We start from the raw sequence: 21927 nt of genomic DNA, 5'->3' as shown, positions 1-21927 counted from the left end.
CCCGCGGGTTCGGTGCGATGCTGAGGATGATCCCCGATCCGCCGCAGGGAGGACTTCGCCATGCTGCCGCTCAACGCCGAGAACCTGTCGTCACTGCCCGCCGGGCCGGCCACGCCCGCCTATGACCGGGGCACCTTGCGCACCGGCATCGTGCACTTCGGGGTGGGTGGGTTCCACCGGGCCCACCAGGCGATGTATCTCGACCGGCTGATGAACGACGGCAAGGCCCTCGACTGGGCGATCTGCGGGGTCGGCGTGATGCCGGCCGACCAGCGGATGCGCGACGTGCTGACCGCGCAGGACGGGCTCTACACGCTCATCGTCAAGGCGCCCGACGGCACGCTCGACGCCCGGGTGATCGGGTCGATCAAGGAATACCTGTACGCGCCGGACGACCCCGGCGCCGTCATCGAGAAGATGGCCTCGCCCGACACGAAGATCGTCTCGCTGACCGTGACCGAGGGCGGGTACAACTTCAACGCGGTCACCGGCGAGTTCATGGCCGAGAACCCCGACGTCCAGCACGACCTGCGGCCGGGAAACCAGCCGCGGACCACGTTCGGGCTGATCACGGCGGCCCTGCAAAGGCGGCGGGAGCGCGGCGTACCGCCGTTCACGATCATGAGCTGCGACAACATTCAGGGCAACGGGGACGCGGCCCGGCGCAGTTTCGTGGCGTTCGCCCGGCTGCGTGACCCGAGGCTGGCGACCTGGATGGCCGAGGAGGTGCGGTTCCCCAACAGCATGGTCGACCGGATCACCCCGGTGACGACCGACGACGACCGCGCCGCGGTCCGGGAGACCTACGGGATCGACGACGGTTGGCCGGTCGTCTGCGAACCCTTCACCCAGTGGGCGCTGGAGGACAGCTTCGGGCTGGGCCGCCCGCCGTACGAGGACGCCGGGGTGCAGGTGGTGCCCGACGTCGAGCCGTACGAGCTGATGAAGCTGCGCCTGCTCAACGCCTCCCACCAGGGGCTCTGCTATTTCGGCTGGCTGGCCGGCTACCGGCTGGTGCACGACGTCGCGCAGGATCCGCTGTTCGCCGACTTCCTGCTGACCTACATGCGGCGGGAGGCGACCCCCACGCTGGAGGAGGTGCCCGGCGTCGACCTGGCCGAATACCAGCTGCAACTGATCGAGCGGTTCTCCAACGCCCAGGTGCGCGACACGGTCGCCCGGCTGTGCGCCGAGAGTTCCGACCGCATCCCCAAGTGGCTGCTCCCGGTGATCCGCCACAACCTCGACACCGGCGGCGAGATCCTCCGGGCCACCGCGGTGGTGGCGTCGTGGGCCCGGTACGCCGAGGGCGTCGACGAGCAGGGCGAGCCGATCGACGTGGTCGACCAGTTGAAGGACACCCTGGTCCCGATCGCGCGGCGGCAACGGTCGGAACCGCTGGCCTTCATCGAGAACCGGGACGTCTTCGGCGACCTGGTCGACAGCGAGCGCTTCGTCGCCGCGTACCGGAAGGTTTTGACCTCCCTGCACGAGAGCGGAGCGCGAGCGACGCTCGAAGAGCTCGCCAAGTCCTAGGATTTGGCCGCGATCGAGGATCGCCTCCAGGCGACGTGCGGATTGAGAATGGCGAAAGCCATGATCGTGATGCAGACCGCCGCGTTGACGAACGACGCCGTGACGTCGCTCGGGTGGTGCATGCCGCGGTAGAGCCGGGAGACCGCCACATAGAGCGGGAACACGACCAGCAGCCAGCACAGGACCTTCGCCCAGGTGCGGCGGACCTGCATGGCCAGCACCAGCGCGAGACCACAGTAGAGCGCGGTCGCGGCCGACGTGTGCCCGGACGGGAAGCTCGACGTTGGCGGAGAGTTGTCGAGGTGGTGGACGGCCGGGCGCTGGCGGTCGATGGCGAGCGTGGTGAACAGGAAGACGAGCGCCTGGGCGCTGACCGCGGCGCACAGGAACAGCGGCTCGCGCCAGCTGTGCAGGGTCTTGAGCAGGATGAATGCGACGATCGCGGTGACCGCGATGATGCACGGGGTGCTGCCGACGAAGCTGCCGATCAGCGTGATCACGTTGGCCGGGTCGGTGCGGTGCGCCGCGAAGCCCCGGTTGATCCCGTCCTCGACCGTGAACGGCCAGTCGTGCTCCAGCACTTTCGTGATCAGAAGTCCGAGACCGATCATCGCCAGGAGCAGGACCGCGAGCGGAACAATGATGCGCTTGAGTGTCTGAAGTGCGTAGGCCGCGAACATGGCGGTGCCACTACCCACCCACGCCGGGCTCCAACCCCTCCAAAACCGGGTGTGGGTTGCGCCGGCGGCGCCGGCTCCGCCACGAGAGGTACGCGGTGGCAGTCGCCGCGGTCACGGCGACGCCCAGCAGCCAGCCCGCCACGACATCGCTCGTCCAGTGAACGCCGAGACCGATCCGGCTCAGACCTGTGATCAGCGGGATGACGATCGCACCGGCCCAGAGAAATGCTCGCCGCCGGGCGAAGACCGGCAGCAGGACGAGCAGGAACACGCTCGCCGCGAGGGCGTTGTTGAGCGCGTGCCCGGACGGGAACGAATAGCCGGACGCCCGCGCCACCGGGTCGAGCAGATCGGGCCGGTGCCGCCCGACCAGCAACTTGAGCACCGCACCGAGCACCCCGCCGGCCGTCATCGTGGCCGCGACCCACACGGCGAGCGCCCACGCGCGACGCCGGGCCAGCCAGATCACGAGCCCCAGCGCCGCGACCCGCCACGAGTTGGGGTCGAAGACCAGGCACCAGATCTCCATGAACCGCACCCACCCCGGATGCCCGGCCGCCCACCCGTGCCCGGCGCCGGTCACGCGAAGATCAATACGGTGAAGCCACCCGACGTCCCCGACGATCAGCACCCCGATGAGCGCGGCCGGCACGAGCAGCGCCACCGCCCCGACCGCCGCGACGGCCACCCGCACCTCGATCGTCTGGTCGTCTCTCACGCCGGGTCCTATACCCGGGGTCCGCGGTCCATTCACCTACATATTGTCGGTGACGGCAGGCTTCCAGACCCGGCCGATGCTCGGCGTGGCGGCATGCTCGTTCCCACCGGAACGCCGCCCGGTCCGGCCCGGCGGTCAAGGGCATTCCGGCTCCGGCGGCCGGCGCGCCAGGAGGTGGGTCAGCGCGGCGACCGAACGGTACGGGTCGGTGTGCGCGGCCTCGGCCTCCGCCTCCAGCAGAACCGTCAGCTCCTCCCCGGGCGGAAGCGGGGCGTCGTCGGCCGCCGTGTCGGTGAAGACGCGGACGCCGTACCAGTCGAAGACGCCCAGCCCGCGCCCACCCAGCGACGCGGTCAGGTCGGCCCGCCGGTCGGCCCGGGTGTCGAGGCCCAACTGGTTGCGGTAGGCGGTTCCCGACAACGCCTCCCGGGCGGCCGCCCACTCCCCGCGCAGGCCGGGCCGCAACGCCAGGCCGTCGGCGTTCCGCACCAGCAGCGACAGGATCCCGCCGGGAGCAACCCGCGCGGCGAGGGCATCGAGGACCGGCGCCGGGTCGGCGAAATACATCAGTACGCCGTGGCAGAGCACCACGTCGAACACGCCCTCGACCGGCATGTCCAGGATGTCCGCCTCTACTACACAGACGTTTTGCGACCCCGACTGATCGCGCAGCTCTTTCAGGAGGGACGGCGACGAATCGACCGCGGTGACGTCGTGCCCGGCCGCCGCCAGGCGCAGCGCCTGCGTGCCCTGCCCGCACCCGGCGTCGAGAATCCGCTGCGGCGCCGGCCCGACGTGCCCGCCCAGCTGACGGGCCACCAACTCCTGCCGGACGACCTGCCGGAGCGTCCCCAGCCGGCGCTGCCAGGCCACCTCACCGGCGGCGAAAACACGCGTCATGGCCCGATGTGTACCACGCGGCGCCCCCGGGAACCTCCCGGTTATGAGCGTCGATAACCCAGACCTTGCCCTGGACCACCTCACCGACAGCCTCACCCAGCGTTTCCCCGGCGTCGACCGCGACCGGATCGACCGCGAGGTCCACGAGACCTACACCGAACTCGAACAGCACGCCACGATCGACGACCACCTCGTCGCGATGACCGAGGGCCAGGTCACCGACGACCTCCGCCGCCACGGCGAGACCGTCCACGTGCGCACCGAACAGCCATAGGCAGCCTGCCTGCTTTCCCTGGAGCACGGCCCCCGTTTCGACGCGACCTCGTCCTCGCCGACCTCGCCGACCGGGCCGACCGGGCCGACCGGGCCGACCTGGCCGACCTGGCCGACCGCCCGCCGCCCGGTCGGAAAGCGCCGAATCGGCCCGCTCGCTGAGCACGAACGGCTCCCGCAACCTACTGCAGGTGTCTGCGGAGGAAGGCCAGCTGCGCCGAGAGGATCTGTTCGGTGGCCGGGGAGCCGATCGCGGAGTGACCGACGCCGGGCAGATAGAGCACCTCATGCTCGCGGCCCGCCACCCTCAGGGCCGCGACCATGCGTGTCGTGTGCTCGGGCAGGACGTTGGTGTCGGCCAGGCCGTGCATCAGCAGCAGCGGCCGGGTCAGCCGCGCCGCCTCGGCGGCCAGGTCGCCCGCGTCGTAGTGTTCCGGATGCTCGGCCGGGTCGCCCAGGTAGCGCTCCCGGGACTCGGCAAAGTAGAGCCGCTGGTCGGTGACCGCGGCCCCGGCCACGCCGACATGGAAAACGTCCGGACGGCGAAGCACAGCGGCCAGGGCCAGCGATCCACCGAACGACCACCCACGGATCCCGACCCGCCCGAGATCCAGGTCCGGGCAGGCGTCAGCCGCAGCGCGCAGCGACCGGATCTGATCGTTGATCGGTTCGGTGTAGAGGTCACCGTAGATGCGGCGCTCGTCGCGCGGGCCACCGCCCGGGGTGCCGGCACCGTCGGCGACCAGAACCGCGAACCCCTGCCCGGCAAACCACTCCGACAGCAGGTCACGCCAGTCCGGCACGCCGGCAACCCGCTGCCGGCTGGGACCACCATAAGGATCAAGCAGAACCGGAACGGCAGCGCCGCCCCGGTGCCCCGGCGGCAGCATCAGCGACGCCCGCTCCAGACCGATCCTGTACGCCCGCACCCCGCCCAGGCGACCCCCTCGACCCGCCGGAGCGGCTCGGCCCAGTTCGCCCACTCGGCCCGCTCGACCTACTCCGCCCACTCGGCCCGCCCGGCCTACTTCGCCCACTCGGCCCGCCCGGCCTACTCGGCCCAGTGCGCCCGCTCGGTCCGCCTCACCCATCTGGTCCGCCGCGCCCAGTTGACCCACCTGACCCGCTGGGCCCACCGCACCGGCTCGGCCCACCTCGCCCACCGGGTCACCATCGCCCAGCCGGCCCACCGCACCCGCCAGGCCCGCCCCGCCCACCGGGTCCACGTCGCCCAACTGGCCGACCTCGCCCGCTCGGCCCAGCCAGTCCGCTCGGCCCACCTCGCCCACCCGGTCAGCGCCGCCCAGCCGGCCCACCCAATCCCCTCGGCCCACCTCGCCCACCCGGCCACCGTCGCCCAGCCGGCCCAGCCAATTCCCTCGGCCCACCTCGCCCACCGGGCCGCCGTCGCCCAGCCGACCCACCTCACCCAGCAGGGCCGCCTCGCCCGTCAGGCTCACCTCGCCCACCGGTTCAACGTCGCCCAGCTGGCCCACCTCACCCGCTAGGCCTACCTCGCCCACCCGGTCACCCGCTCCCAGCCGGCCCACCCAATCCGCACTGCCGGCCTCGCCCACCCGGTCGCCGTGGCCTAGCCGGCCCGCCTCGCCCACCGGGTTACCGTCGCCCAGCCGGCCCGCCGAATCCGCTCGGCCCGCCTCGCCCACCGGGTTACCGTCGCCCAGCCGGCCCGCCGAATCCGCTCGGCCCGCCTTGCCCACCGGGTTACCGTCGCCCAGCGGGCGCGCCTCGCGCGCCAGGCCCCCCTCACCCTCCAGGGCCATCTCGCGCGCGAGGCCCGTCTCGTCGCCCGCCCGGTCCGCGTCCCCCACCGGGGCCACGTCACCCAGCTGGCCCACCCAATCCGCTCGGCCCGCCTCGCCCACCCGGTCACCGTCGCCCAGCCGGCCCACCTCGTCCGCCAAGGCCGCCTCGCCCACCGGATCCACGCCGCCCACCCGGCCCACCTCGTCCGCCGGATCCACGCCGCCCACCCGGCCCACCTCGTCCGCCGGATCCACGCCGCCCACCGGGCCCACCCCACTGGCGGGGCCTATTCGGCCTGCCTCGCCCATCTCGCTCATCGAGCGCACCACCACAGGCCGTCCCACCTCCCGGACCACGGTGACGTGCCCCGGAGTCGCGAAGTGGACGAACTGCCCGTCCCTCGTCGCGCCGGGCACGGCCGCGACACACCGCAGGGCGCCGCGGTAGGACCAGAGCGTGGTGGCGTCCGGCTTGGCCGAGGCCGTGAACAGCACTCCGTCGTCGGCCGACAGCACTGAGCGCAGCTGCAGCCCGGCCGGCGTGACCACCTCTCCGCCGACGGTCAGGTGGCGGGTGTCGTCGATGTCGCGGTGGGCGACCACTGTTCCGTCGTCGAGGCGGGCGGGCAGGCCCGGCACGACGGTGACCCAGGGCTCGTCCCGCTGTTCGTGCACCACGGTTTCGGGGTCGAGTTGGAGGAGCCGCAGCGTGCGCTGGTCGCGGGTCAGGACCACCGCGTGCGGTCCGTGCCGATCCCAGCCGGCCCGCGCCAGGTAGTCGCCGACCGGGAACTCGCGCCGTGTCCCGTCGAGGTCGACCACGGCCAGCGTGATCCGCGGGAGGGGTTCGCCGGCTACCGGGTAGGGGACGCCGTTGCGCCGGGGCACGCCGGAATCGTCGACCAGGGTGACCAGAAGCCGCGTGCCGTCGGGCGACCAGATGAAGTCGCGCCCGGCCGGGCCCAGGTCGGCGTCGTGGTCGAGGACGCGGAGCGCGGAGTCCTCGGCGTACGCGAAACGGCGCCCGGCCGGATCGGACCGCACGCGGGTCACCCGCCCGGCGGCCCGGAGGCCGCCGGCGATCGTCCACAAGCCGTCGCCGCGCACGAAGGCCGGCCCGTGATAGGAATCGACGCCGGCGGCCAGCAGTCGCTCCGTGCCGGATTGGCCGTCGGCTTCGAAGAGGTCGCCGTCGCGCAGAAACCGCACGTGGCCGCCGGCCCAGCTCAGGTCGGTGGGCGTGCCCGCGCTGAAGCGGCGCGTGCGAGCCAGCCGCGCCGGAAACGCTTCCACGGTGTCCAACCTAGAGAAGGGGTACGACAAGAAGCGTCGACGCCACGAGGACCGACGTCATGACCCACATCGCGGGCGCCAGCCCGATCGTGGAGCCCAGCAGGCCGGCGATCACAGCGCCGAGCGGGATGCCGCCGTAGTTGAACAACTGCATCGCCGTGACGACCCGGCCGAGCAGGTGCCGTGGGGTGTAGGTCTGCCGGAAGCTGTCCTTGATGACGTTGCCGGCGACGATCCCGGCCCCGACCGCGAATCCGCCCACCATCACCGGGCCGAGCCCGCCGACGGGGATCAGCAGGGCGAACGGCGCGGCCACGACCTGGCACAACACCATGCCGCGGACCTCGCCGAAACGGCGGGCCACCCGGGTGGCGAGCATTGCTCCCAGTACGCCACCGCTGCTCATCACGGCCACGACGACACCCACCAGCCCGGGCGCGATCCCGTTCTCGTGGCGCAGAAAGGGGACCAGAATCGACTGGTAGCCGAGCAGCGCCAGGTTCGCGGCCGCGCCGAAGAGAGTCATCGTGCGCAGATACCGGTCGCGTACGAGAAAGCGGATGCCGTCGCCCAGGGCGACCTTTCGCCGGACCGCGGGAACCGGCTCCCGGCGGCGCACAAAAAGCAGGCAGAGCGCCGCGAACAGGAAGGTGAAACCGTCGGCCAGCAGCCCGAAAAGGGCCCCGGAAAGCTGGGCCAGGAGACCGCCCGCACCCGGCCCGGCAATCTGGGCCGCCGCCTCGCTGCCGTGCAGTCTGGCATTGCCGGAGCCCAGTTCGGAAGCGCTGAGCAGAGACGGCAGATAGACCTGGGCCGCGGTGTCGAGAAAGACCGTCGCCGCGCCGACCACCAGCGCCACCGCGAGCAGATGCGCGACGTTGAGAAACAGCGGAACGGTGGCCAGTGCCAGCAGCGCCAGCAGATTGCAGACCATCATGAGCGGGCGGCGGGGCAGCCGGTCGACCCACACGCCCGCCGGCAGCCCGATCAGCACCCACGGCAGCCAGGAGACGGCCGACAGCAGGGCGATCTCGAGTGTGGACGCGTGCAGCACGCCGTCCGCGACCAGCGGCAGCGCAACCGTGGTGATCGCGCTGCCGAACCGGCTTACGGTCTGGCCCGCCCAGAACAGCCGGAAGTCACGCACTCATCGAGAAGACGACGGATTCCTCCGCCGCCGCGGCCGCCCCGAAAAACCGCGTCAGCTCGCCGGCACAACGCAGCAGATGATCGGCCCACGGACCGTCCGGCGCGGCCCCGACCACCGCTTTTTCATAACCCGCTTCCTCGGCGCCGGCCATCAGACCGTCAAAATGCGCGGTGAGCCAGGTCCGCCATTCCGCCGCCAGCATGGCGGCGGCAATTTCCCGTACGGCGTAGGCGCCGATCGTTCCCACCAGGTAGTCGTCGTCCCAATCGGCCGGCATATCGACGAACGCCTCGGCCCCGCGAGATGCGCCGTCGCCGAGACCGAGCAGGGCCCCGACCACGACACCGTCGTATCCGGTGCGGTAGAGCTCGTCCTCCGGTCCGCCGGAAACCAGGTCGTTCAGTTCCTTCGCGGTCAGCCCGGCGATGTCGGCCCCGGCGATCCGCCGCCACTCGAACCCAATACTCACTCTGGTCCCCGCTCCAAGATCGAAAGTCGGCGGGAACTCTAACCGGCCCGGTGCACCGGAATCCAGGCAGTTGCGAAGTCGGCCGCCGCCCGCTGCGGCATCAGCCGCCCGGTCGCCGCGCCGACCGGGCCCAGCGTGACCACGCCGGTCTCCTCGAGGGCCTCGCCGAGGACCCCGAAGTCGCCCGCGTCGACGTCGACCTCGGTCCAGGTCGTCCAGCCGCGGCCCCGCACCGACGACCCGGTCGTGTGCATCGGCGGCGACGGCTGCCGGGCCTCGCCCAGGTGCAGCGAGGTGTTGGCGTCGTGGTGCACGCCGAGCAGCAGCACCTGCCCGTCCATCCGGTAGATCGCCCCGAGCGGCGACGCCTCCCCCAGGTTGTCGGTGAGGCTGTGCCCGTCGACGACCGCCGCCGCCCGCGGGCCGACCGCCGCGAACGACACCTGCGGGTGGTCGCTGCGGCGGGCCCCCGGCCAGGTGCGGACGAGCTCGGCGAGGCGCCCCATCCAGCGGCTGGCCGGGGTGCGGGCCGGATCGAAGCCCGGCGACTCGATGCGGATCGGCTCCCACCAGGACGGCGGCACCGGCGGATGGGCCCAGGCCGCCGGGTCGGAATTCTCCGGAGTGTGGGTCGGCACGACGAGCGTGCCGGCGGCCGCGAGCAGGGCTTCGACGACGGCCTGCGGGCCGCCGATCACGTGGCCCAGACTTTTGTACGACGAGTGCACCAGCAACACACCGTCCCGCCGCACCCCGAGCGCCCGCAGCTGAGCCGTGAGCGTATCGACGGTCGAATATTCCATTCCGGCAACCTACCGGTGCGGCCAAGTCGTTTTCCCCGATCCGACTTCGGCCTGCCGTTCCCTTTCCGGCCGCAGCCCACCCTCGCCGGAGGGTGACCGCAGCGAACCTGCGGCCGGACACCACAGCAGCGGCACGGAGCCCCGCACACGGCAACCAGGCCGACACACCCGGGCCGTGCGCCGGCCCGCACGCTGCCCGCCAGGTCGACGGCGAGCCACGACCGGCCCGGGCGATCCACCCGGCTCCTGCCTTGGTAGGCGCTCATCCGCCGTGCCCGAAGCCGAAGCGCTCGACCCGTGAGCGCCCGCGCACAATTCGAAACGGCATCGATGCCGCACGCGACTCGCCGCCGGCCATCGAATTTGGCAATTCGCCGGCGGCGATTCTTTCGGCCGGAACAGCATTCCGTCGCGCGCTGGGATTCACAATTACATACCGTCACGACTCGTCTGGGTCCGGAGGAAGCGGACGGGGCTGGAGGCTGGGGTTACCCGGGAGTAGATTCGGGAGGTGACTGGGACGCACGAGGTGTTCAACCAGCCGCCGCCGTTGGTTGACTATGACGTGGCGGCCGATGCGGCGCTGTTGGCCGGGGTGGCCCGGGAAGGGGCACCCTGGGCGGTCGGTGACCTGCACCGGCTCGGGAAGCTGGCGGGCACGGCCGAGCCGCAGCGGTGGGCCGATGAGGCGAACCGGTACGAGCCTCGGCTGGTCACCCACGACCGTTACGGGCATCGGGTGGACGAGGTCGAGTTTCATCCGGCCTGGCACCAGCTCATGGGGGTCGCCGTCGGCGCCGGGCTGGCCGGTGCCGCCTGGGCCGACGACCGGGCCGGGGCGCACGTCGCGCGGGCGGCCGGGCTCTACGTGTGGTCGCAGGTTGAGGCCGGGCACTCCTGCCCGATCACGATGACCTATGCGGTCGTGCCGGCTCTGCGGAACGCGCCGGAGCTTTCCGCGGTCTATGAGCCGCTGCTGGCGAGCCGGGAATACGACCCGGGCCTGCGGACGCCGGCAGCCAAGCGGGGCCTGCTCGCCGGCATGGGGATGACCGAGAAACAGGGTGGCTCCGACGTGCGGGCCAACACGACGACGGCGGCCCCGCAACCGGACGGCACCTGGCGGCTGCGCGGCCACAAGTGGTTCACGAGTGCGCCGATGTGTGATCTGTTCCTGGTGCTCGCGCAGACCGGCAAGGGGCTCTCGTGCTTCCTGGTGCCGCGGGTCCTGCCGAACGGTGAGCGGAACACCTTCCGCATTCAGCGGCTCAAGGACAAGCTCGGCAACCGGAGCAACGCCAGCAGCGAGCCCGAGTTCGACGACACGGTGGCGTGGCTCGTCGGCGATGAGGGGCGCGGCGTGCGCACGATCATCGAGATGGTCGCGATGACCCGGCTCGACTGTGTGACCGGGTCGGCGTCGGGCATGCGGGCCGCGCTGAGCCAGGCGATTCACCACACGCGGCACCGGAGCGCGTTCGGGAAAGTGCTGGCCGAGCAGCCGGCGATGACCAACGTGCTGGCCGACCTGGCGGTCGAGTCGGAGGCCGCGGCGACGCTGGCGATGCGGCTGGCCGGGGCGGCCGACCGCGGCGAGCGGGCGTTCCAGCGGCTGGCCGTGGCGATCGGCAAATACTGGGTGTGCAAGCGGCAGCCGGCCGTGGTCGGTGAGGCGCTGGAGTGCCTCGGTGGCAACGGTTACGTCGAGGAGTCGGGCCTGCCACGGCTTTTCCGCGATTCGCCCCTCAACTCGATCTGGGAGGGCTCGGGCAACGTCCAGGTCCTCGACGTGCTGCGGACGATGCACAAGGATCCGGACAGTCTCACCGCGTACCTCCAGGAGGTGGAGCTGGCCGCCGGGGGTGACCACCGCCTGGATGCGGCGACAGCCGCGTTGAAGGCCCGGCTCGGCAAGACCGACGAGGGTCAGGCCCGGCGGGAGACCGAGCGGATGGCACTGGTGTTGCAGGCCTCCCTGCTGGTGCGGCATGCGCCGAGCGAGGTCGCCGACGCCTTCTGCGCGAGCCGGCTCGGCGGCGACTGGGGGCACGCCTTCGGGACCCTGCCGTCCGGGGTGGCGGCGAAAGCGATCGTCGAGCGCGCGGCGCCGGCATAGGTTCCCAAGCGCCCGGACAAAACGACGATGATGTTCGTCGAGGCGATGCGCGAGGGTGACGTCGTGGCCCGGATGGGCGGCCAGAGGCCCGATCCCGTACGCCGGTGGCCCGGTCACGGCTGGCGACTAAGCTGCCGCGGTGGCGCTCGGGGCGGACTTCCGGCGGCTCTGGGTGGCGTACGCGGCGAGCGAGGCCGGCAGCGCCGTCGGCACCGGTGCCCTGCCGTTGGTGGCGGTGCTCGTGCTGCACGTGCCGCCGTTCCAGGTGTCGCTGCTCGCCGCCGTCGCCGGGCTGTCCGCGGCCCTGATCGGGCTGCCGGCCGGGCCGTTCGTCGAGTTCCACCGCAAGCGGCCGGCAATGATCACGGCCGATGTCGTCCGGTGCGCCGCGCTCGCGAGCGTGCCGGCGGCGATCGGGTTGCACGTGCTGACCTATCCGCAGCTGTGCCTCGTGGCGATCGGCCAGACCGCGGGGGCGATCGTGTTCAACGCGGCGTCGGGCGCGCACCTCAAGGCACTGGTCGCGCCGGCCGACCGGCCGGCCGCGAACGGACGGTTCGAGGCGACGTTCTGGACGCTCAACAGCGTCGGGCCGCCGCTCGGCGGGGCCGTCACGTCCGCGGTCGGCATCCCGGTGACGATCGCGATCGACGCGCTGAGCTTTCTCGGGTCGGCTTACGGCGTACGGAAATTGCGGGCGCCGGAACCGGCGCCACCCGCCCGGCCATCGGGGTCTTCCGCTCGGTGGACGGAGACTCTGGACGGGTGGCGCTACATCGCGCGGCATCCCGGATTGCGGGCGCTGTTCGTGAACTCGCAGGTGTTCGGCGCCGGGCTGATGGCGACCTCTCCCCTGCTGGCCGTGCTCCTGCTGCGCGACCTGCGTTTCCCGCCCTGGCAGTACGGTCTGGCGCTCGGACTCCCCTGTGTCGGCGGGGTAGTCGGGGCGACGGCGCTCAAACCGTTGGTGGCCCGGTTCGGGCCCCGCCGGGTGCTCCTGGCGAGCGGGGTCGGGCGGGCGCTCTGGACCGGCCTGTTCGCGGTGGTGCCGGCCGGCGTCGGCGGGCTGCTGCTGGTCGTCGCCGCCGAGACGCTGGCGCTGGGCGGGTCCGGCGTGTTCAATCCGGCGTTCGCGTCCTACCGCATGGAGGCCACCGACGACGCCTACCTGTCGCGGGTGATCGCGTGCTGGTCGATCAGCTCGCGTAGCAGCCAGCCGCTCGGGATCGTGCTCGGCGGTGCGCTGGCGGCGGCGTTCGGCGTTCGGGCCGCGATGCTGATCTGCGGGATGATCGTGGCGTCGAGCGGGTTGCTGCTGCCGTGGCGGAGTTACGGCCGGATCGCCGCGGGGTAGCGATCGCCGTTCGCTCCCCGATCAGCCGCCGGTCGCCTGCGATCGACGTGGTGGTTTTCATCGACGTCTAGCTTTCCGGCTATGGACGACCGCCCCCTGCTTGCCGTCGCGCACCGGGCCGGCAACACCCTCGCCGATCTGCGGGCCGCCCTGGCGGCCGGAGTCGACCTCGTCGAGGCCGACGTTCACCTCTACCGCGGCGCCCTCGAGGTGCGGCACCGCAAGGCCGTCGGGCCTCACTACTACTGGGAGCACCCCACCGAGCTCAACCGGCGGCGTTCGCTGGTCGTGCCGCAGCTGCACGAGGTGCTGGCGGTGGCGGCCGGCGATCCGCGGCTGATGCTCGATCTCAAGGGGCCGTCGCTGGCGGTCGCGGCGCGGGTGGCGGCGGAGATCCGGGCGTACGCGCCCGGTGTGCCGCTGTCGGTCTGCACCAAGCAGTGGCGGATGCTCGACGCGTTCGCCGGCCACCCCGAGGTCGGCCGGGTGCTTTCGGCGAGTGATCCGCTTCAGCTCGCCCGGTTGCGGGCCCGCCTCCGGCGGGAGAGGGTGTACGGGGTCTCCATCCGCCTGAGCCTTCTCACGTCGAGTGTGGTCGCCGAACTCCGCCGGGCGACCGACCGGGTTCTGGCGTGGCCCGTCGACACCGAGGAGGCGCTGGCGCGGGCCCGGAGGATCGGGGTCACCGGCGTGATCAGCAAGAGCCTGCCGATGTTGAAGGGGATCGTGGCTCAGCGGGACGGTCGGCCGGTGGACGACTTTCCGGCCGGCGCGGCCCTGGCGGCGTAACCGGCGCCGGCTCGTCGTGCTGGACGGCCGGCGAGTTGGCCAGCCCCCACGTGCCGGCCAGGAGCAGGAGTGCGGTGCCGGCCAGCGCCACCAACGGTCCCACCCCGTGGGGCGGCGGCGCGTGGAACACCAGAATGCCCATCACGTAGCTCGCCACCGGGTTGGTCGTCGACCCGGCGGCCACCGCGGCCGCGAGCGACCCGGACGCGAACGCCTGCTGTCCCAGCAGCAGCGCGCACAGCGTGGACACCGCCAGCGCGTAGCCCGGCCAGTCGATCGCCGTCTTGACCACGCCCCGGGTGACCAGGTCTTCCGCGGTCAGTTTGATGAACACCGCGCTCATCGCCGAGCACAGCCCGCCCGCCACCGCCAGCAACGTCGCATAGACGCGTGGCCGCTGGTTGACCGCCACGATCACCAGCAGCAGAGCGAGGACCAGCGTGCACGCTCCCGCGATGACGGTGCGGAGCCGGTCGGAATAGCCGGACAGTGGCGCCGTCCCGCGCACGACCAGGAACAGCACGATCGCCCCGACGATGGCGGCGGCCGCCAGCCACTCGCGGGCCCGCAGGCGCCGCGCCCCCAGCGGGAGCGCGAACAGCAACTGGGTGGCGATCAGCGGCTGGACGACGGCGATCGACCCGAGGTGCAGCGCGACGCCTTGGACGACGACGCCGCCGACGTTCGTCAGCTGGCCGCAGAGCCAGACCGGTGACCGGACCAACCGATGGAACACCGGCAGCAGCGAGAAGGCCCGGCCCGACGTCACGACCCGGCGGGCGGCGCGCTGCTGGAGCGAGGCCGACAGCGCCAGCAGGAACGCCGCGCTCAGCCCGAGCACGACGACCAGCACCATGATTCGACGATCGCACAGCGAACGCCGCCGTACTCATCGGTCATCGACTGTTCACGGCCGGGCGACCGGGCGACCACCACACGGGCGTGCAATGGACGCCATGCGGATGCGGGTGGCCGTCATCTCGGAAAGCCCCGTCGACTTCGCCAACGGCGTCGCCAACTCGGTCGTGCGCACGCTGGAGCACCTGCGCCACCACGGGCACGACGCGCTGGTCGTGGCGCCGTCCCCGGTTCCCGGCGACGTGGCCGGCTTCCCCACGGTCGGCGTGCGCAGCGTTCCGCTGCCCCGCTACCGCAGCTACCGGCTCGGCCTGTCGACCATGTCGTACCTGCACGGGGTCCTCGCCGGCTACCGGCCCGACATCGTGCACCTGGCCGGCCCGGCCTTGATCGGCACCTCCGCGATGCGGGCCGCGAAACGCCTCGGCCTGCCCACGGTGGCGGTGTTCCAGACCGACGCGGCCGGGTTCGCGGCCCAGCACGGGTTCGGCGTGTTCGGCCCGTTCATCTGGCGCGAGCTGCGGCGGCTGCACGACGCCGCCGACCTCACCCTCGTGCCGTCGACCGACACCCGGCGGCAACTCGAGGAACGCGGCTTCGCCCGCATGGCGCTGTGGCGGCGCGGCGTCGACACCTCGCTCTTCAACCCCTCTCACCGGAATGAGGAGCTGCGTCGTTCGCTCGCCCCCGGCGGCGGGACGCTCATCGGGTACGTCGGGAGGCTGTCCCGCGAGAAGCGGGTGCACCTCCTGGCCCACCTCGACGGCATCCCGAACACCCGCCTGGTGGTCGTCGGCGACGGCCCCGACGCGAATCTCCTGCGCCGCCGCCTCCCGGACGCGGTCCTGACCGGCCTGCGACGCGGGGCGGCACTGTCCAGACTGCTCGCCAGCCTCGACGTCTTCGTGCACACGGGCGCCAACGAGACGTACTGCCAGGCCGTGCAGGAGGCCCTGGCCGCCGGTGTCCCGGTCGTCGCGCCGGCCGCGGGCGGGCCGCTCGACCTGGTCGACCACGGGCGGACCGGCTTCCTCTTCCCGCCGGACGACACGGCCTCCCTGCGTACGTCGGTGGAGTGCCTCGCCGCGAGGCCGGACCTCCGCGCCGAGATGGGCCGCCGGGCCCGGCTTTCGGTCGAGCACCGCACGTGGACCGCCATCGGCGACGAGCTGCTGACCCACTATCGAAAGGTCCTGGCCGACCGCGACGAGCCCCTGGCCGCGCTCAGCCGCTGAGACCGGCCAGGTCGCGGACGCTGGCCAGCAGCTCGGCCTGGGAGATCGGCTCGACCACCCCACCGGTGCGGGCGTCCTGCATCGCCTTGGCCAGCTGCACCCGGCGCAGCACCTCCTTGATGTCGGCGCCGGTCATGCCGTGGCTCGCCTCGCCGAGCGCGGCCAGGTCGAGGTCGTCGGCGAACATGTGGAAGCCGGCCGACTCGTGGGCCGCGATCAGGCCGCGGATCATCTTGCGGAAGATCTCCGACCGGCTGGCCGCGTCCGGCTTCGGCACGCTCATCTTGACGTCGAAGCGGCCCGAGCGGATCAGCGAGTCGTCGACCCGGTGCGGGAAGTTGGTCGTCGCCACCACGATCACGTTGGGGTTGGCCTCGATCAGGTCGTTCATCTCCTGCTTGAAGATGCCGGCCACCGCGTTGAGCGCCTGGCTGGCCGCGTCGCCGCCCGAGCCGGCGTAGCTGACGATCGAGTCGAACTCGTCGAACAGGATCAGCGTCGGCTGCCGGTAGTGCCGGGCGTCGCGGAAGATCTGCTTGATGTTGCGCTCGGAGCCGCCCAGCCACTTGTCGAGGATCTCCGGGGTGCGGATCTCGCGGAAGTCGGCACCGATCTCGTTGGCGAGCGCCCGCGACAGCATCGTCTTGCCGGTGCCGGGCGGCCCGTACATCAGGATGCCCTGCGGGCGGCGGGCGCCCCACCGGGCCATCGCCTCCGGATGCCGGAACGACACCGCGATCTGCCGCAGCTCGCCGACGATGTCGGCCAGGCCACCGACCATGTCGAGCGTGACGTCCTGGGTGGTGGTGGGCGTCTTCGGCAGGTTGTCGCGGCTCACCGTGTAGCGCCGGCCCTCGAGGGCCTTCGGCCCGGCCAGCTCGACCACCGCCTGCAGGACCAGGCCGACGAAGGCCTGCAGGTGGGCGGGCGTCACCTCGTCGCGGGGAACCTCGGCGGTCAGCCGCATGACGGTGCCGCTCTCGTCGTAGGTCACGCCGGCCTGCAGGCCGACCACGGCGTCGGCGAGGGTGCCGGGTTCGCGGCTCGCCGCCGGCTTCTCCGGGCGGTCCAGGCCCAACTTCCGGTACGCGGCGACGGCCGCCGCCCCGACCCCGTCGACGAACCTGGTCGCGATCGGGTCACCGGCCTCGATCCGCTTCGCCAGCAGCAGCCCGACCGGATCGTGACCGAGCACCAGCGACCGGATGCGCTCCTTGCTCATCGGCTCGTCGGCCGTGCTGACCGCCGCCGCGAACGTGTGCACCGGCCCCTCCGGCCGGTCCTCACTCGACACCGTCAGCCCGACCCGGTTGACCGGGGCCGGCCAGGAGGCGCTGCGCAGCAGTTCGACCGGGTTGACCCGGGCCGCGGCCAGCACGGTGACCGGCTCGACCAGCTCAACGGTCGCACCGGCGTACTGGAAGGTCTCGCCGCGCGGCCGCGCGGAGCTCGCGTCAGACATAACCCCAGAGTGACACGCCCGCACACGATCCGCTTCCCTGATCTAGTGGGCCGCCCCCGGCCGGCGCGCCCCGCCGCAACGTGTCGCGCACGGGCCGACAGCTGTCGCTCAGGTCCATTCGCCGGGGTCGTGGGCTTCCTAGGCTTCACATCCGTGCAGACATCTTCCGCCATTGTTCTCCGCCGGGGCACCGTGCTCACGATGGAGCCCGGCCAAGGCGACCTTCCCGACACCGACGTTCTCGTGCGGGACGGCCGCATCGCCGCGGTCGGCCGTGCCCTGGACGTGCCGGCCGGCGCCCTGGAGATCGACGCCCGCGGCGGCATCGTGCTGCCCGGGATGATCGACACGCACCGCCACATGTGGCAGACCGCGCAGCGGGGTTACGGCTCCGACTGGACGCTGACCAACTACTTCTACTTCTACTACGTCAACCACGTGAACCTGTTCCGGCCCGAGGACATCTACGCGGGCAATCTGCTGTCCGCGCTCGAGTCGATGGACGCCGGCGTGACCACCACGGTGGACTGGTCGCACGGGCTGCGGACGCCGGCGCACGCCGACGCCGCCCTGGACGCGCTGGAGCGGGTTCCGGGGCGGTTCGTGCTCGCGTACGGCGACCATTCGCGCGGTCCGTGGGAATGGGCCGGCGATTTCCGCGACTTCGTGAGCCGCCGCGGGACCGGCGACGGCCTGGTCACCTTCCAGATCGCCTTCGACGTCAGCGACGACGCCGCCTTCCCCGAGCAGGCGGCCTTCGACGTGGCGCGGGAGCTGGACGTCCGCGTCACCACGCACGCCGGGGTGTGGGGCGCCTCCGGCGACGCCGCGATCGAGCGGATGGCGCAGCACGGTGTCCTCGACGACCGGGTGGTCTACGTGCACACCGGGTCGTTGTCCGACGGGTCGTACGAGCGCATCGCCGCCACCGGCGGTCACGTCTCCGTCGCCACCGACAGTGAGTCGGGCGCCGGGCAGGGTTACTCGCCGACCCGGCGGCTGCGCCGGCACGGCATCTCGACGTCGCTCTCGACCGACAGCAGCGTGGCGATCAGCGGCGACATGTTCCACGCGATGCGCGCGACCCTGTCGGCCGACCGCGCCCTGGGTCATCTCGAGGCGCACGCCCGGGGCGAGACCGTGGTCGACAACGAGCTGCGGGCGGCCGACGTGCTGAGGTACGCCACGCTGGGCGGCGCCGAGGCGCTCGGCCTGGACGACCGGATCGGCTCGATCGCGGCCGGCAAGCGGGCCGACCTCGTGCTGGTCAAGAACGACCGCAACCCGGCCCTCTTCCCGATCCTGCACCCGGCCGGGCACATCGTGCAGCAGGCCGGCGCCCGCGACGTGCACTCGGTGCTGGTCGACGGCCGGCTGGTCAAGCACGACGGCGTCCTGCTGCTGGACGCGCGGCTGGCCGAGGCCCGGCGGGCGGTCGAGGAGAGCCTGGCCCGGGTCATGAAGAGCCTGCCCGCCCAGGACGGGTCGCAGCCGGCGGGTGGCCGTAGCGCCGCTTGAACGCCCGGGTGAAGTGGCTGCCGTCGGCGAACTGCCAGCGCGCGGCCACCTCGGCGACGCCGAGCCGACCGGGCGCCGCGAGCAGAGCCGTGCGGGCCGCCTCCAGGCGCTGGTCACGGACGTATCCCATGATCGACTCCCCGGCGGCCGCGAAGGCGCGCTGCAGCGTGCGCACGGAGACGTTCAGCTCCCGGGCCAGCAGCGCCGGGGTGAGCCCCGGATCGGTCAGGTGACGCCCGGCGAGATCCTTCGCGGCCTGGGCGAGGGTCGCGCCCAGCCGCTGGTCGGCGCCGTCGAGACCGCCCCGCACGACCGCCCGGGCCAGCTCGACCAGCATGCCGCGGGAGGCTTCCACGCCGGCCGGGCCGAGGTCGGCGACCGTGCGGCGGACCATCTCGACGTGCGCCGCGAGCAGCCGCACCTCGGCGGTCCGGGCCGAGCCGGTCACGGCCCGGCCGCCGAGCAGCGGCAGCAGCGAACCGGCCGGCAGGATGACGACCTCGGCGGTGGTGCGGGGCGGCATCCGGAAATGCGCGAGCGGCTGGGCGTGCCGGATCAGGAAACCGCCGGCCGGCACGGTGTGCAGGCTGTCGCCGCGCGCGCCGCCGAGCTCGCACGCGCCGCCGCGCACGATCCACACCCGGACGAACTCCTCGTCGTCGCAGGGCGGTCCCGCCGTACGGGCCGGCGTCGCACCGCTGATCCTGACCGCGACCGTGTCCTCGACCCGGGCGACACGGAGCCGGTACCGGAAGTCGGCCAGGGTCCCGGCGCTGAAATGCGGCATGGCGAAGCGCGTCCCGACGTGCCGGTGCCAGTCCCGCGCGAGTTCGGCCGCCGGGGCGCGCGTTCCGTCAAAGGCGAACGACCCGACGGTCTTGTCGTTCATACCCGGTAAGACGGGCCGGGACGGACGAGGTTCAGCGGCAGCCCACGCTCAGGCTGGAGAACTTGAGCCACGGCTTGTAGTCGACGCCGGAACTCACCTTGTCGCCGCCCGCGGGACCCCGGATGTTGCCCCACCAGTTGCAGGTCGCGTCGGTGCGGGCGCCGGCCGCCGGGTCGGTGAACACGCCGTACCGGGCGTTGCCGGTGATGCTGTTGCGGTTCGCGTGGACGCCGCCGGTGGTCGCGTCCTTGGCGACGTTCACGGCGTACTGGTTCTTGCGCAACGTGTTGCGGGTGATCGTCACCGCCGAGCTGGCACCGCCGCCGAAGTCGTTCGCGACCTTCACCGCCGAGCCGGCGTCACTGATCGTGTTGTCGGTGACCGTCACGTTGTGGTCGGCCCCGCCGATGTAGATCGCCGACGCACCCGTGCCGCCGGTGACCGTGTTGCCGGTGATCCGAGCGCCGGTGGTCTTGAACAGCGCGACCAGCGTGCCGTCGCCGGTGCTCCGGTTACCGTTGACCGTCAGGTTGCGGTCGCCCTCGATGAACGTGACGTCGGCGTTGTATCTGGTCGGGTCGGCGCCGCTGAAATTGTTGTCGGCAATGGTGACGTCCCGCACCGGCCGGCTGTTTCCCTGGAATCCGTCGCCCGCCGTCGCGGTGTTCTTCACCGCGTTGCGCCGGAAGACCGTCCGGCTGGTCGTGAACGACGCCGCCCGCCCGGGATTGTGGAAAATGTTGTTCTGAATCGTCTCGCCGCTGTTGCCGTCCTGCATGACCAGAGCGGCGGTTCCCTGGTCCACCGGCCCGTTCAGCGTAAACCCGTCGAGCGTGACGTCGTCGGCCTTGACGGTGATGGTGCCGGTGAGGGCGGACTCGCGGTTGCCGCGCCGGCTCCGGGCATCCTGACCGGCCTGGGCTCCCCGCAGGGTCAGGCTGCGGGAGACGGTGACGCTTTCGGTGTACGCCCCGGCCGCCACCTGCACGGTGCGGCAGTTCCCGTCGTCCACCGCCGCCTGAATGGTCGGATAACGCGCCGGCACGCCGCACGTCGCGCTGTGGGTCGCGCTGTGGGTCGCGCCGTGGGTCGCGCTGTGGGTCGCGCTGTGGGTCGCGCTGTGGGTCGACGCGAACCCGATGCCGCCACCGGCGCCCCAGGCGGCGGCGGTAAGGCCGGCAATTCCGCCGACGACCAGCAGCGGCCGCATTTTCCGAGTCATTTTCATGGAATCCTCCGGGATCGTGCGGGCTATTGGCGGCACGGTAACCGCACGACCACCGCAAATAGCACCCCAAACGGCCGTTCCCGGGGATTACCGGGCAGATTCCTCCATTCGGGTTAATGCGATCAGCCCAGGAATTCCAGCAGCGCCGCGATTGCCGGCTCCGGGTTCACCGAGACCGCGTGGCCGCCCGGGATCTCGACCAGCCGCGCGCCGGGAATGCCACCGGCGATCTCCGTGGAGTGGGCCGGAGCGACGAACCGACCGCCGACACGACCAGGGTGGGCGCCTGGATCCGGCCGCGGTCGGGGCGCACGTCGAGCCCGAGGCCGAAGTCGAGCTGGGCGGCCGTGCCCGGAGCCGGATGAGCGGCCAGGGCGGCCAGGGCGGCCAGGGCGGCCAGGGCGGCCAGGGCGGCATCATCGCCGGGCAGCGCGGCCGGGAACTCGTCCGAGAACGCCGGCATGACCAGGAACTTTCCCGCGCCATGGCCGTCCTCGCCGGGCGGCGGCCCGGCTTCCGGGGCCGGCTGGCCGTGCGGGAACTGGGCGCGGGCGTGGCGGTCAGCGAAGCCTGGACGACCCCTTCGAGGTGGCCGGCGCACTCTCGGCCGTGCTGGATCTGCTCACCATGGCCCTGCGCGGCACTGCTCGGCCTGATGCGTGCCCACATCCACAACTGCCTCGGCGACCCGCGGCTGTCGGAGACCGAGCTGGCCCGCCGCCACCACGTGTCGGTGCGGCACGTGCGCGTCCTGTTCGCGCGCCTCGGGGTGACGCCGGGCGCCTACCTGCGCGAACAGCGACTGCTCGCCGCCCGCGCGATGCTCACCGATCCGCGCCGGGCCACCCGCCCGGTCGCGGACACCGGCAGCCGCGCGATCAGTTGCCAAG

General features: G+C 72.2%; 20 protein-coding genes. 7 read left to right on the top strand and 13 right to left on the bottom strand.

Annotated elements, in window-relative coordinates; translation table 11 throughout:
- Window positions 1-60: 60 nt before the first annotated feature.
- Window positions 61-1536 carry a mannitol dehydrogenase family protein gene (locus AB0M88_RS02860; RefSeq protein ID WP_364094395.1) on the top strand — a complete coding sequence of 492 codons (1476 nt, stop codon included), beginning with the start codon at window positions 61-63 and terminating at the stop codon, window positions 1534-1536.
- Here the strand turns inward: AB0M88_RS02860 and AB0M88_RS02855 are convergent.
- From AB0M88_RS02855 to AB0M88_RS02845, 3 genes are all read right to left on the bottom strand, one after another.
- Window positions 1533-2234 carry a phosphatase PAP2 family protein gene (locus AB0M88_RS02855; protein ID WP_364094392.1) on the bottom strand — a complete coding sequence of 234 codons (702 nt, stop codon included), beginning with the start codon at window positions 2232-2234 and terminating at the stop codon, window positions 1533-1535. The genes AB0M88_RS02860 and AB0M88_RS02855 overlap by 4 nt on opposite strands.
- A complete protein-coding gene (locus AB0M88_RS02850; protein ID WP_364094389.1) occupies window positions 2227-2934 on the bottom strand; it encodes a phosphatase PAP2 family protein in 708 nt (235 codons plus the stop codon). Before AB0M88_RS02850 ends, AB0M88_RS02855 begins: the two co-directional genes overlap by 8 nt.
- 135 nt (window positions 2935-3069) lie before the next feature.
- Window positions 3070-3834, bottom strand: a complete 765-nt coding sequence (locus tag AB0M88_RS02845) for a methyltransferase domain-containing protein (RefSeq protein ID WP_364094386.1) — start codon at window positions 3832-3834, stop codon at window positions 3070-3072.
- Window positions 3835-3877: 43 nt separating this feature from the next.
- On the opposite strand from AB0M88_RS02845, the gene AB0M88_RS02840 reads away from it, so the two are divergent.
- Window positions 3878-4108, top strand: a complete 231-nt coding sequence (locus AB0M88_RS02840; protein ID WP_364094383.1) for a three-helix bundle dimerization domain-containing protein — start codon at window positions 3878-3880, stop codon at window positions 4106-4108.
- A 181-nt stretch (window positions 4109-4289) separates the two neighbouring features.
- Here the strand turns inward: AB0M88_RS02840 and AB0M88_RS02835 are convergent, their stop codons facing one another.
- Genes AB0M88_RS02835 through AB0M88_RS02820 form a run of 4 tightly spaced genes read right to left on the bottom strand, consistent with a single transcriptional unit; the run spans window position 4290 to window position 9588 of the window.
- On the bottom strand, window positions 4290-7166 hold the full coding sequence (locus tag AB0M88_RS02835) for a prolyl oligopeptidase family serine peptidase (protein WP_364094380.1): 2877 nt from the start codon (window positions 7164-7166) through the stop codon (window positions 4290-4292).
- Between the two features lie 10 nt (window positions 7167-7176).
- The gene (locus AB0M88_RS02830; protein WP_364094377.1) at window positions 7177-8313 is read right to left on the bottom strand and encodes an MFS transporter; all 1137 of its coding nucleotides are present in this window, start codon (window positions 8311-8313) and stop codon (window positions 7177-7179) included.
- Window positions 8306-8785 carry a hypothetical protein gene (locus tag AB0M88_RS02825; protein ID WP_364094374.1) on the bottom strand — a complete coding sequence of 160 codons (480 nt, stop codon included), beginning with the start codon at window positions 8783-8785 and terminating at the stop codon, window positions 8306-8308. The genes AB0M88_RS02830 and AB0M88_RS02825 overlap by 8 nt, the downstream gene beginning before the upstream one ends.
- A 38-nt stretch (window positions 8786-8823) precedes the next feature.
- A complete protein-coding gene (locus AB0M88_RS02820) occupies window positions 8824-9588 on the bottom strand; it encodes an AAC(3) family N-acetyltransferase (protein WP_364094371.1) in 765 nt (254 codons plus the stop codon).
- A gap of 511 nt (window positions 9589-10099) precedes the next feature.
- On the opposite strand from AB0M88_RS02820, the gene AB0M88_RS02815 reads away from it, so the two are divergent.
- The 3 genes from AB0M88_RS02815 to AB0M88_RS02805 all read left to right on the top strand — a co-directional run bounded on the left by AB0M88_RS02815 (window position 10100) and on the right by AB0M88_RS02805 (window position 13847).
- Window positions 10100-11704 carry an acyl-CoA dehydrogenase family protein gene (locus AB0M88_RS02815; RefSeq protein WP_364094368.1) on the top strand — a complete coding sequence of 535 codons (1605 nt, stop codon included), beginning with the start codon at window positions 10100-10102 and terminating at the stop codon, window positions 11702-11704.
- A 139-nt stretch (window positions 11705-11843) separates the two neighbouring features.
- Window positions 11844-13058, top strand: a complete 1215-nt coding sequence (locus tag AB0M88_RS02810) for an MFS transporter (RefSeq protein ID WP_364094365.1) — start codon at window positions 11844-11846, stop codon at window positions 13056-13058.
- A gap of 81 nt (window positions 13059-13139) precedes the next feature.
- Window positions 13140-13847 carry a glycerophosphodiester phosphodiesterase gene (locus AB0M88_RS02805; RefSeq protein WP_364094362.1) on the top strand — a complete coding sequence of 236 codons (708 nt, stop codon included), beginning with the start codon at window positions 13140-13142 and terminating at the stop codon, window positions 13845-13847.
- On the opposite strand, the gene AB0M88_RS02800 is transcribed toward AB0M88_RS02805, so the two are convergent.
- On the bottom strand, window positions 13753-14703 hold the full coding sequence (locus AB0M88_RS02800; RefSeq protein ID WP_364094359.1) for a DMT family transporter: 951 nt from the start codon (window positions 14701-14703) through the stop codon (window positions 13753-13755). The two genes, AB0M88_RS02805 and AB0M88_RS02800, sit on opposite strands and share 95 nt — an antisense overlap.
- A 100-nt stretch (window positions 14704-14803) precedes the next feature.
- Between AB0M88_RS02800 and AB0M88_RS02795 the strand changes: the two genes are divergently transcribed.
- On the top strand, window positions 14804-15940 hold the full coding sequence (locus tag AB0M88_RS02795; protein ID WP_364094356.1) for a glycosyltransferase family 1 protein: 1137 nt from the start codon (window positions 14804-14806) through the stop codon (window positions 15938-15940).
- Here the strand turns inward: AB0M88_RS02795 and AB0M88_RS02790 are convergent.
- Window positions 15930-17402, bottom strand: a complete 1473-nt coding sequence (locus tag AB0M88_RS02790; protein WP_364094353.1) for an ATP-binding protein — start codon at window positions 17400-17402, stop codon at window positions 15930-15932. The genes AB0M88_RS02795 and AB0M88_RS02790 overlap by 11 nt on opposite strands.
- Window positions 17403-17555: 153 nt before the next feature.
- On the opposite strand from AB0M88_RS02790, the gene AB0M88_RS02785 reads away from it, so the two are divergent.
- The gene (locus AB0M88_RS02785; protein ID WP_364094350.1) at window positions 17556-18920 is read left to right on the top strand and encodes an amidohydrolase family protein; all 1365 of its coding nucleotides are present in this window, start codon (window positions 17556-17558) and stop codon (window positions 18918-18920) included.
- Here AB0M88_RS02785 and AB0M88_RS02780 read toward each other — a convergent pair.
- The 4 genes from AB0M88_RS02780 to AB0M88_RS02765 form a co-directional block, all read right to left on the bottom strand.
- Window positions 18859-19809 (bottom strand): helix-turn-helix domain-containing protein, encoded by a 951-nt coding sequence (locus tag AB0M88_RS02780; protein ID WP_364094348.1) that lies wholly within the window; start codon window positions 19807-19809, stop codon window positions 18859-18861. The two genes, AB0M88_RS02785 and AB0M88_RS02780, sit on opposite strands and share 62 nt — an antisense overlap.
- Before the next feature lie 31 nt (window positions 19810-19840).
- Entirely contained in the window at window positions 19841-20587 is a 747-nt protein-coding gene (locus AB0M88_RS02775) for a right-handed parallel beta-helix repeat-containing protein (protein WP_364094457.1), read from the bottom strand.
- Window positions 20588-20742: 155 nt separating this feature from the next.
- Window positions 20743-20958, bottom strand: coding sequence for a PT domain-containing protein (locus AB0M88_RS02770; RefSeq protein WP_364094345.1), 216 nt, complete (start codon window positions 20956-20958; stop codon window positions 20743-20745).
- A gap of 245 nt (window positions 20959-21203) precedes the next feature.
- The gene (locus AB0M88_RS02765) at window positions 21204-21500 is read right to left on the bottom strand and encodes a hypothetical protein (RefSeq protein WP_364094342.1); all 297 of its coding nucleotides are present in this window, start codon (window positions 21498-21500) and stop codon (window positions 21204-21206) included.
- Between the last annotated feature and the right edge of the window lie 427 nt (window positions 21501-21927).

It is taken from the genome of Actinoplanes sp. NPDC051411, from assembly GCF_040682075.1.
GTDB lineage: Bacteria > Actinomycetota > Actinomycetes > Mycobacteriales > Micromonosporaceae > Actinoplanes.
The sequence above is the reverse complement of the archived record's forward strand: the minus strand, read 5'-3'. Positions and strand labels throughout refer to the sequence as shown.

Excerpts from the sequence above, each read along its gene's own strand:
- AB0M88_RS02860 (WP_364094395.1), top strand. The coding sequence starts at position 61 with ATGCTGCCGCTCAACGCCGAGAACCTGTCGTCACTGCCCGCCGGGCCG.
- AB0M88_RS02845 (WP_364094386.1), bottom strand. The coding sequence starts at position 3,834 with ATGACGCGTGTTTTCGCCGCCGGTGAGGTGGCCTGGCAGCGCCGGCTG.
- AB0M88_RS02840 (WP_364094383.1), top strand. The coding sequence starts at position 3,878 with ATGAGCGTCGATAACCCAGACCTTGCCCTGGACCACCTCACCGACAGC.
- AB0M88_RS02820 (WP_364094371.1), bottom strand. The coding sequence starts at position 9,588 with ATGGAATATTCGACCGTCGATACGCTCACGGCTCAGCTGCGGGCGCTC.
- AB0M88_RS02805 (WP_364094362.1), top strand. The coding sequence starts at position 13,140 with ATGGACGACCGCCCCCTGCTTGCCGTCGCGCACCGGGCCGGCAACACC.
- AB0M88_RS02800 (WP_364094359.1), bottom strand. The coding sequence starts at position 14,703 with ATGGTGCTGGTCGTCGTGCTCGGGCTGAGCGCGGCGTTCCTGCTGGCG.
- AB0M88_RS02795 (WP_364094356.1), top strand. The coding sequence starts at position 14,804 with ATGCGGATGCGGGTGGCCGTCATCTCGGAAAGCCCCGTCGACTTCGCC.
- AB0M88_RS02790 (WP_364094353.1), bottom strand. The coding sequence starts at position 17,402 with ATGTCTGACGCGAGCTCCGCGCGGCCGCGCGGCGAGACCTTCCAGTAC.
- AB0M88_RS02780 (WP_364094348.1), bottom strand. The coding sequence starts at position 19,809 with ATGAACGACAAGACCGTCGGGTCGTTCGCCTTTGACGGAACGCGCGCC.
- AB0M88_RS02775 (WP_364094457.1), bottom strand. The coding sequence starts at position 20,587 with ATGCAGGACGGCAACAGCGGCGAGACGATTCAGAACAACATTTTCCAC.
- AB0M88_RS02765 (WP_364094342.1), bottom strand. The coding sequence starts at position 21,500 with ATGCCGGCGTTCTCGGACGAGTTCCCGGCCGCGCTGCCCGGCGATGAT.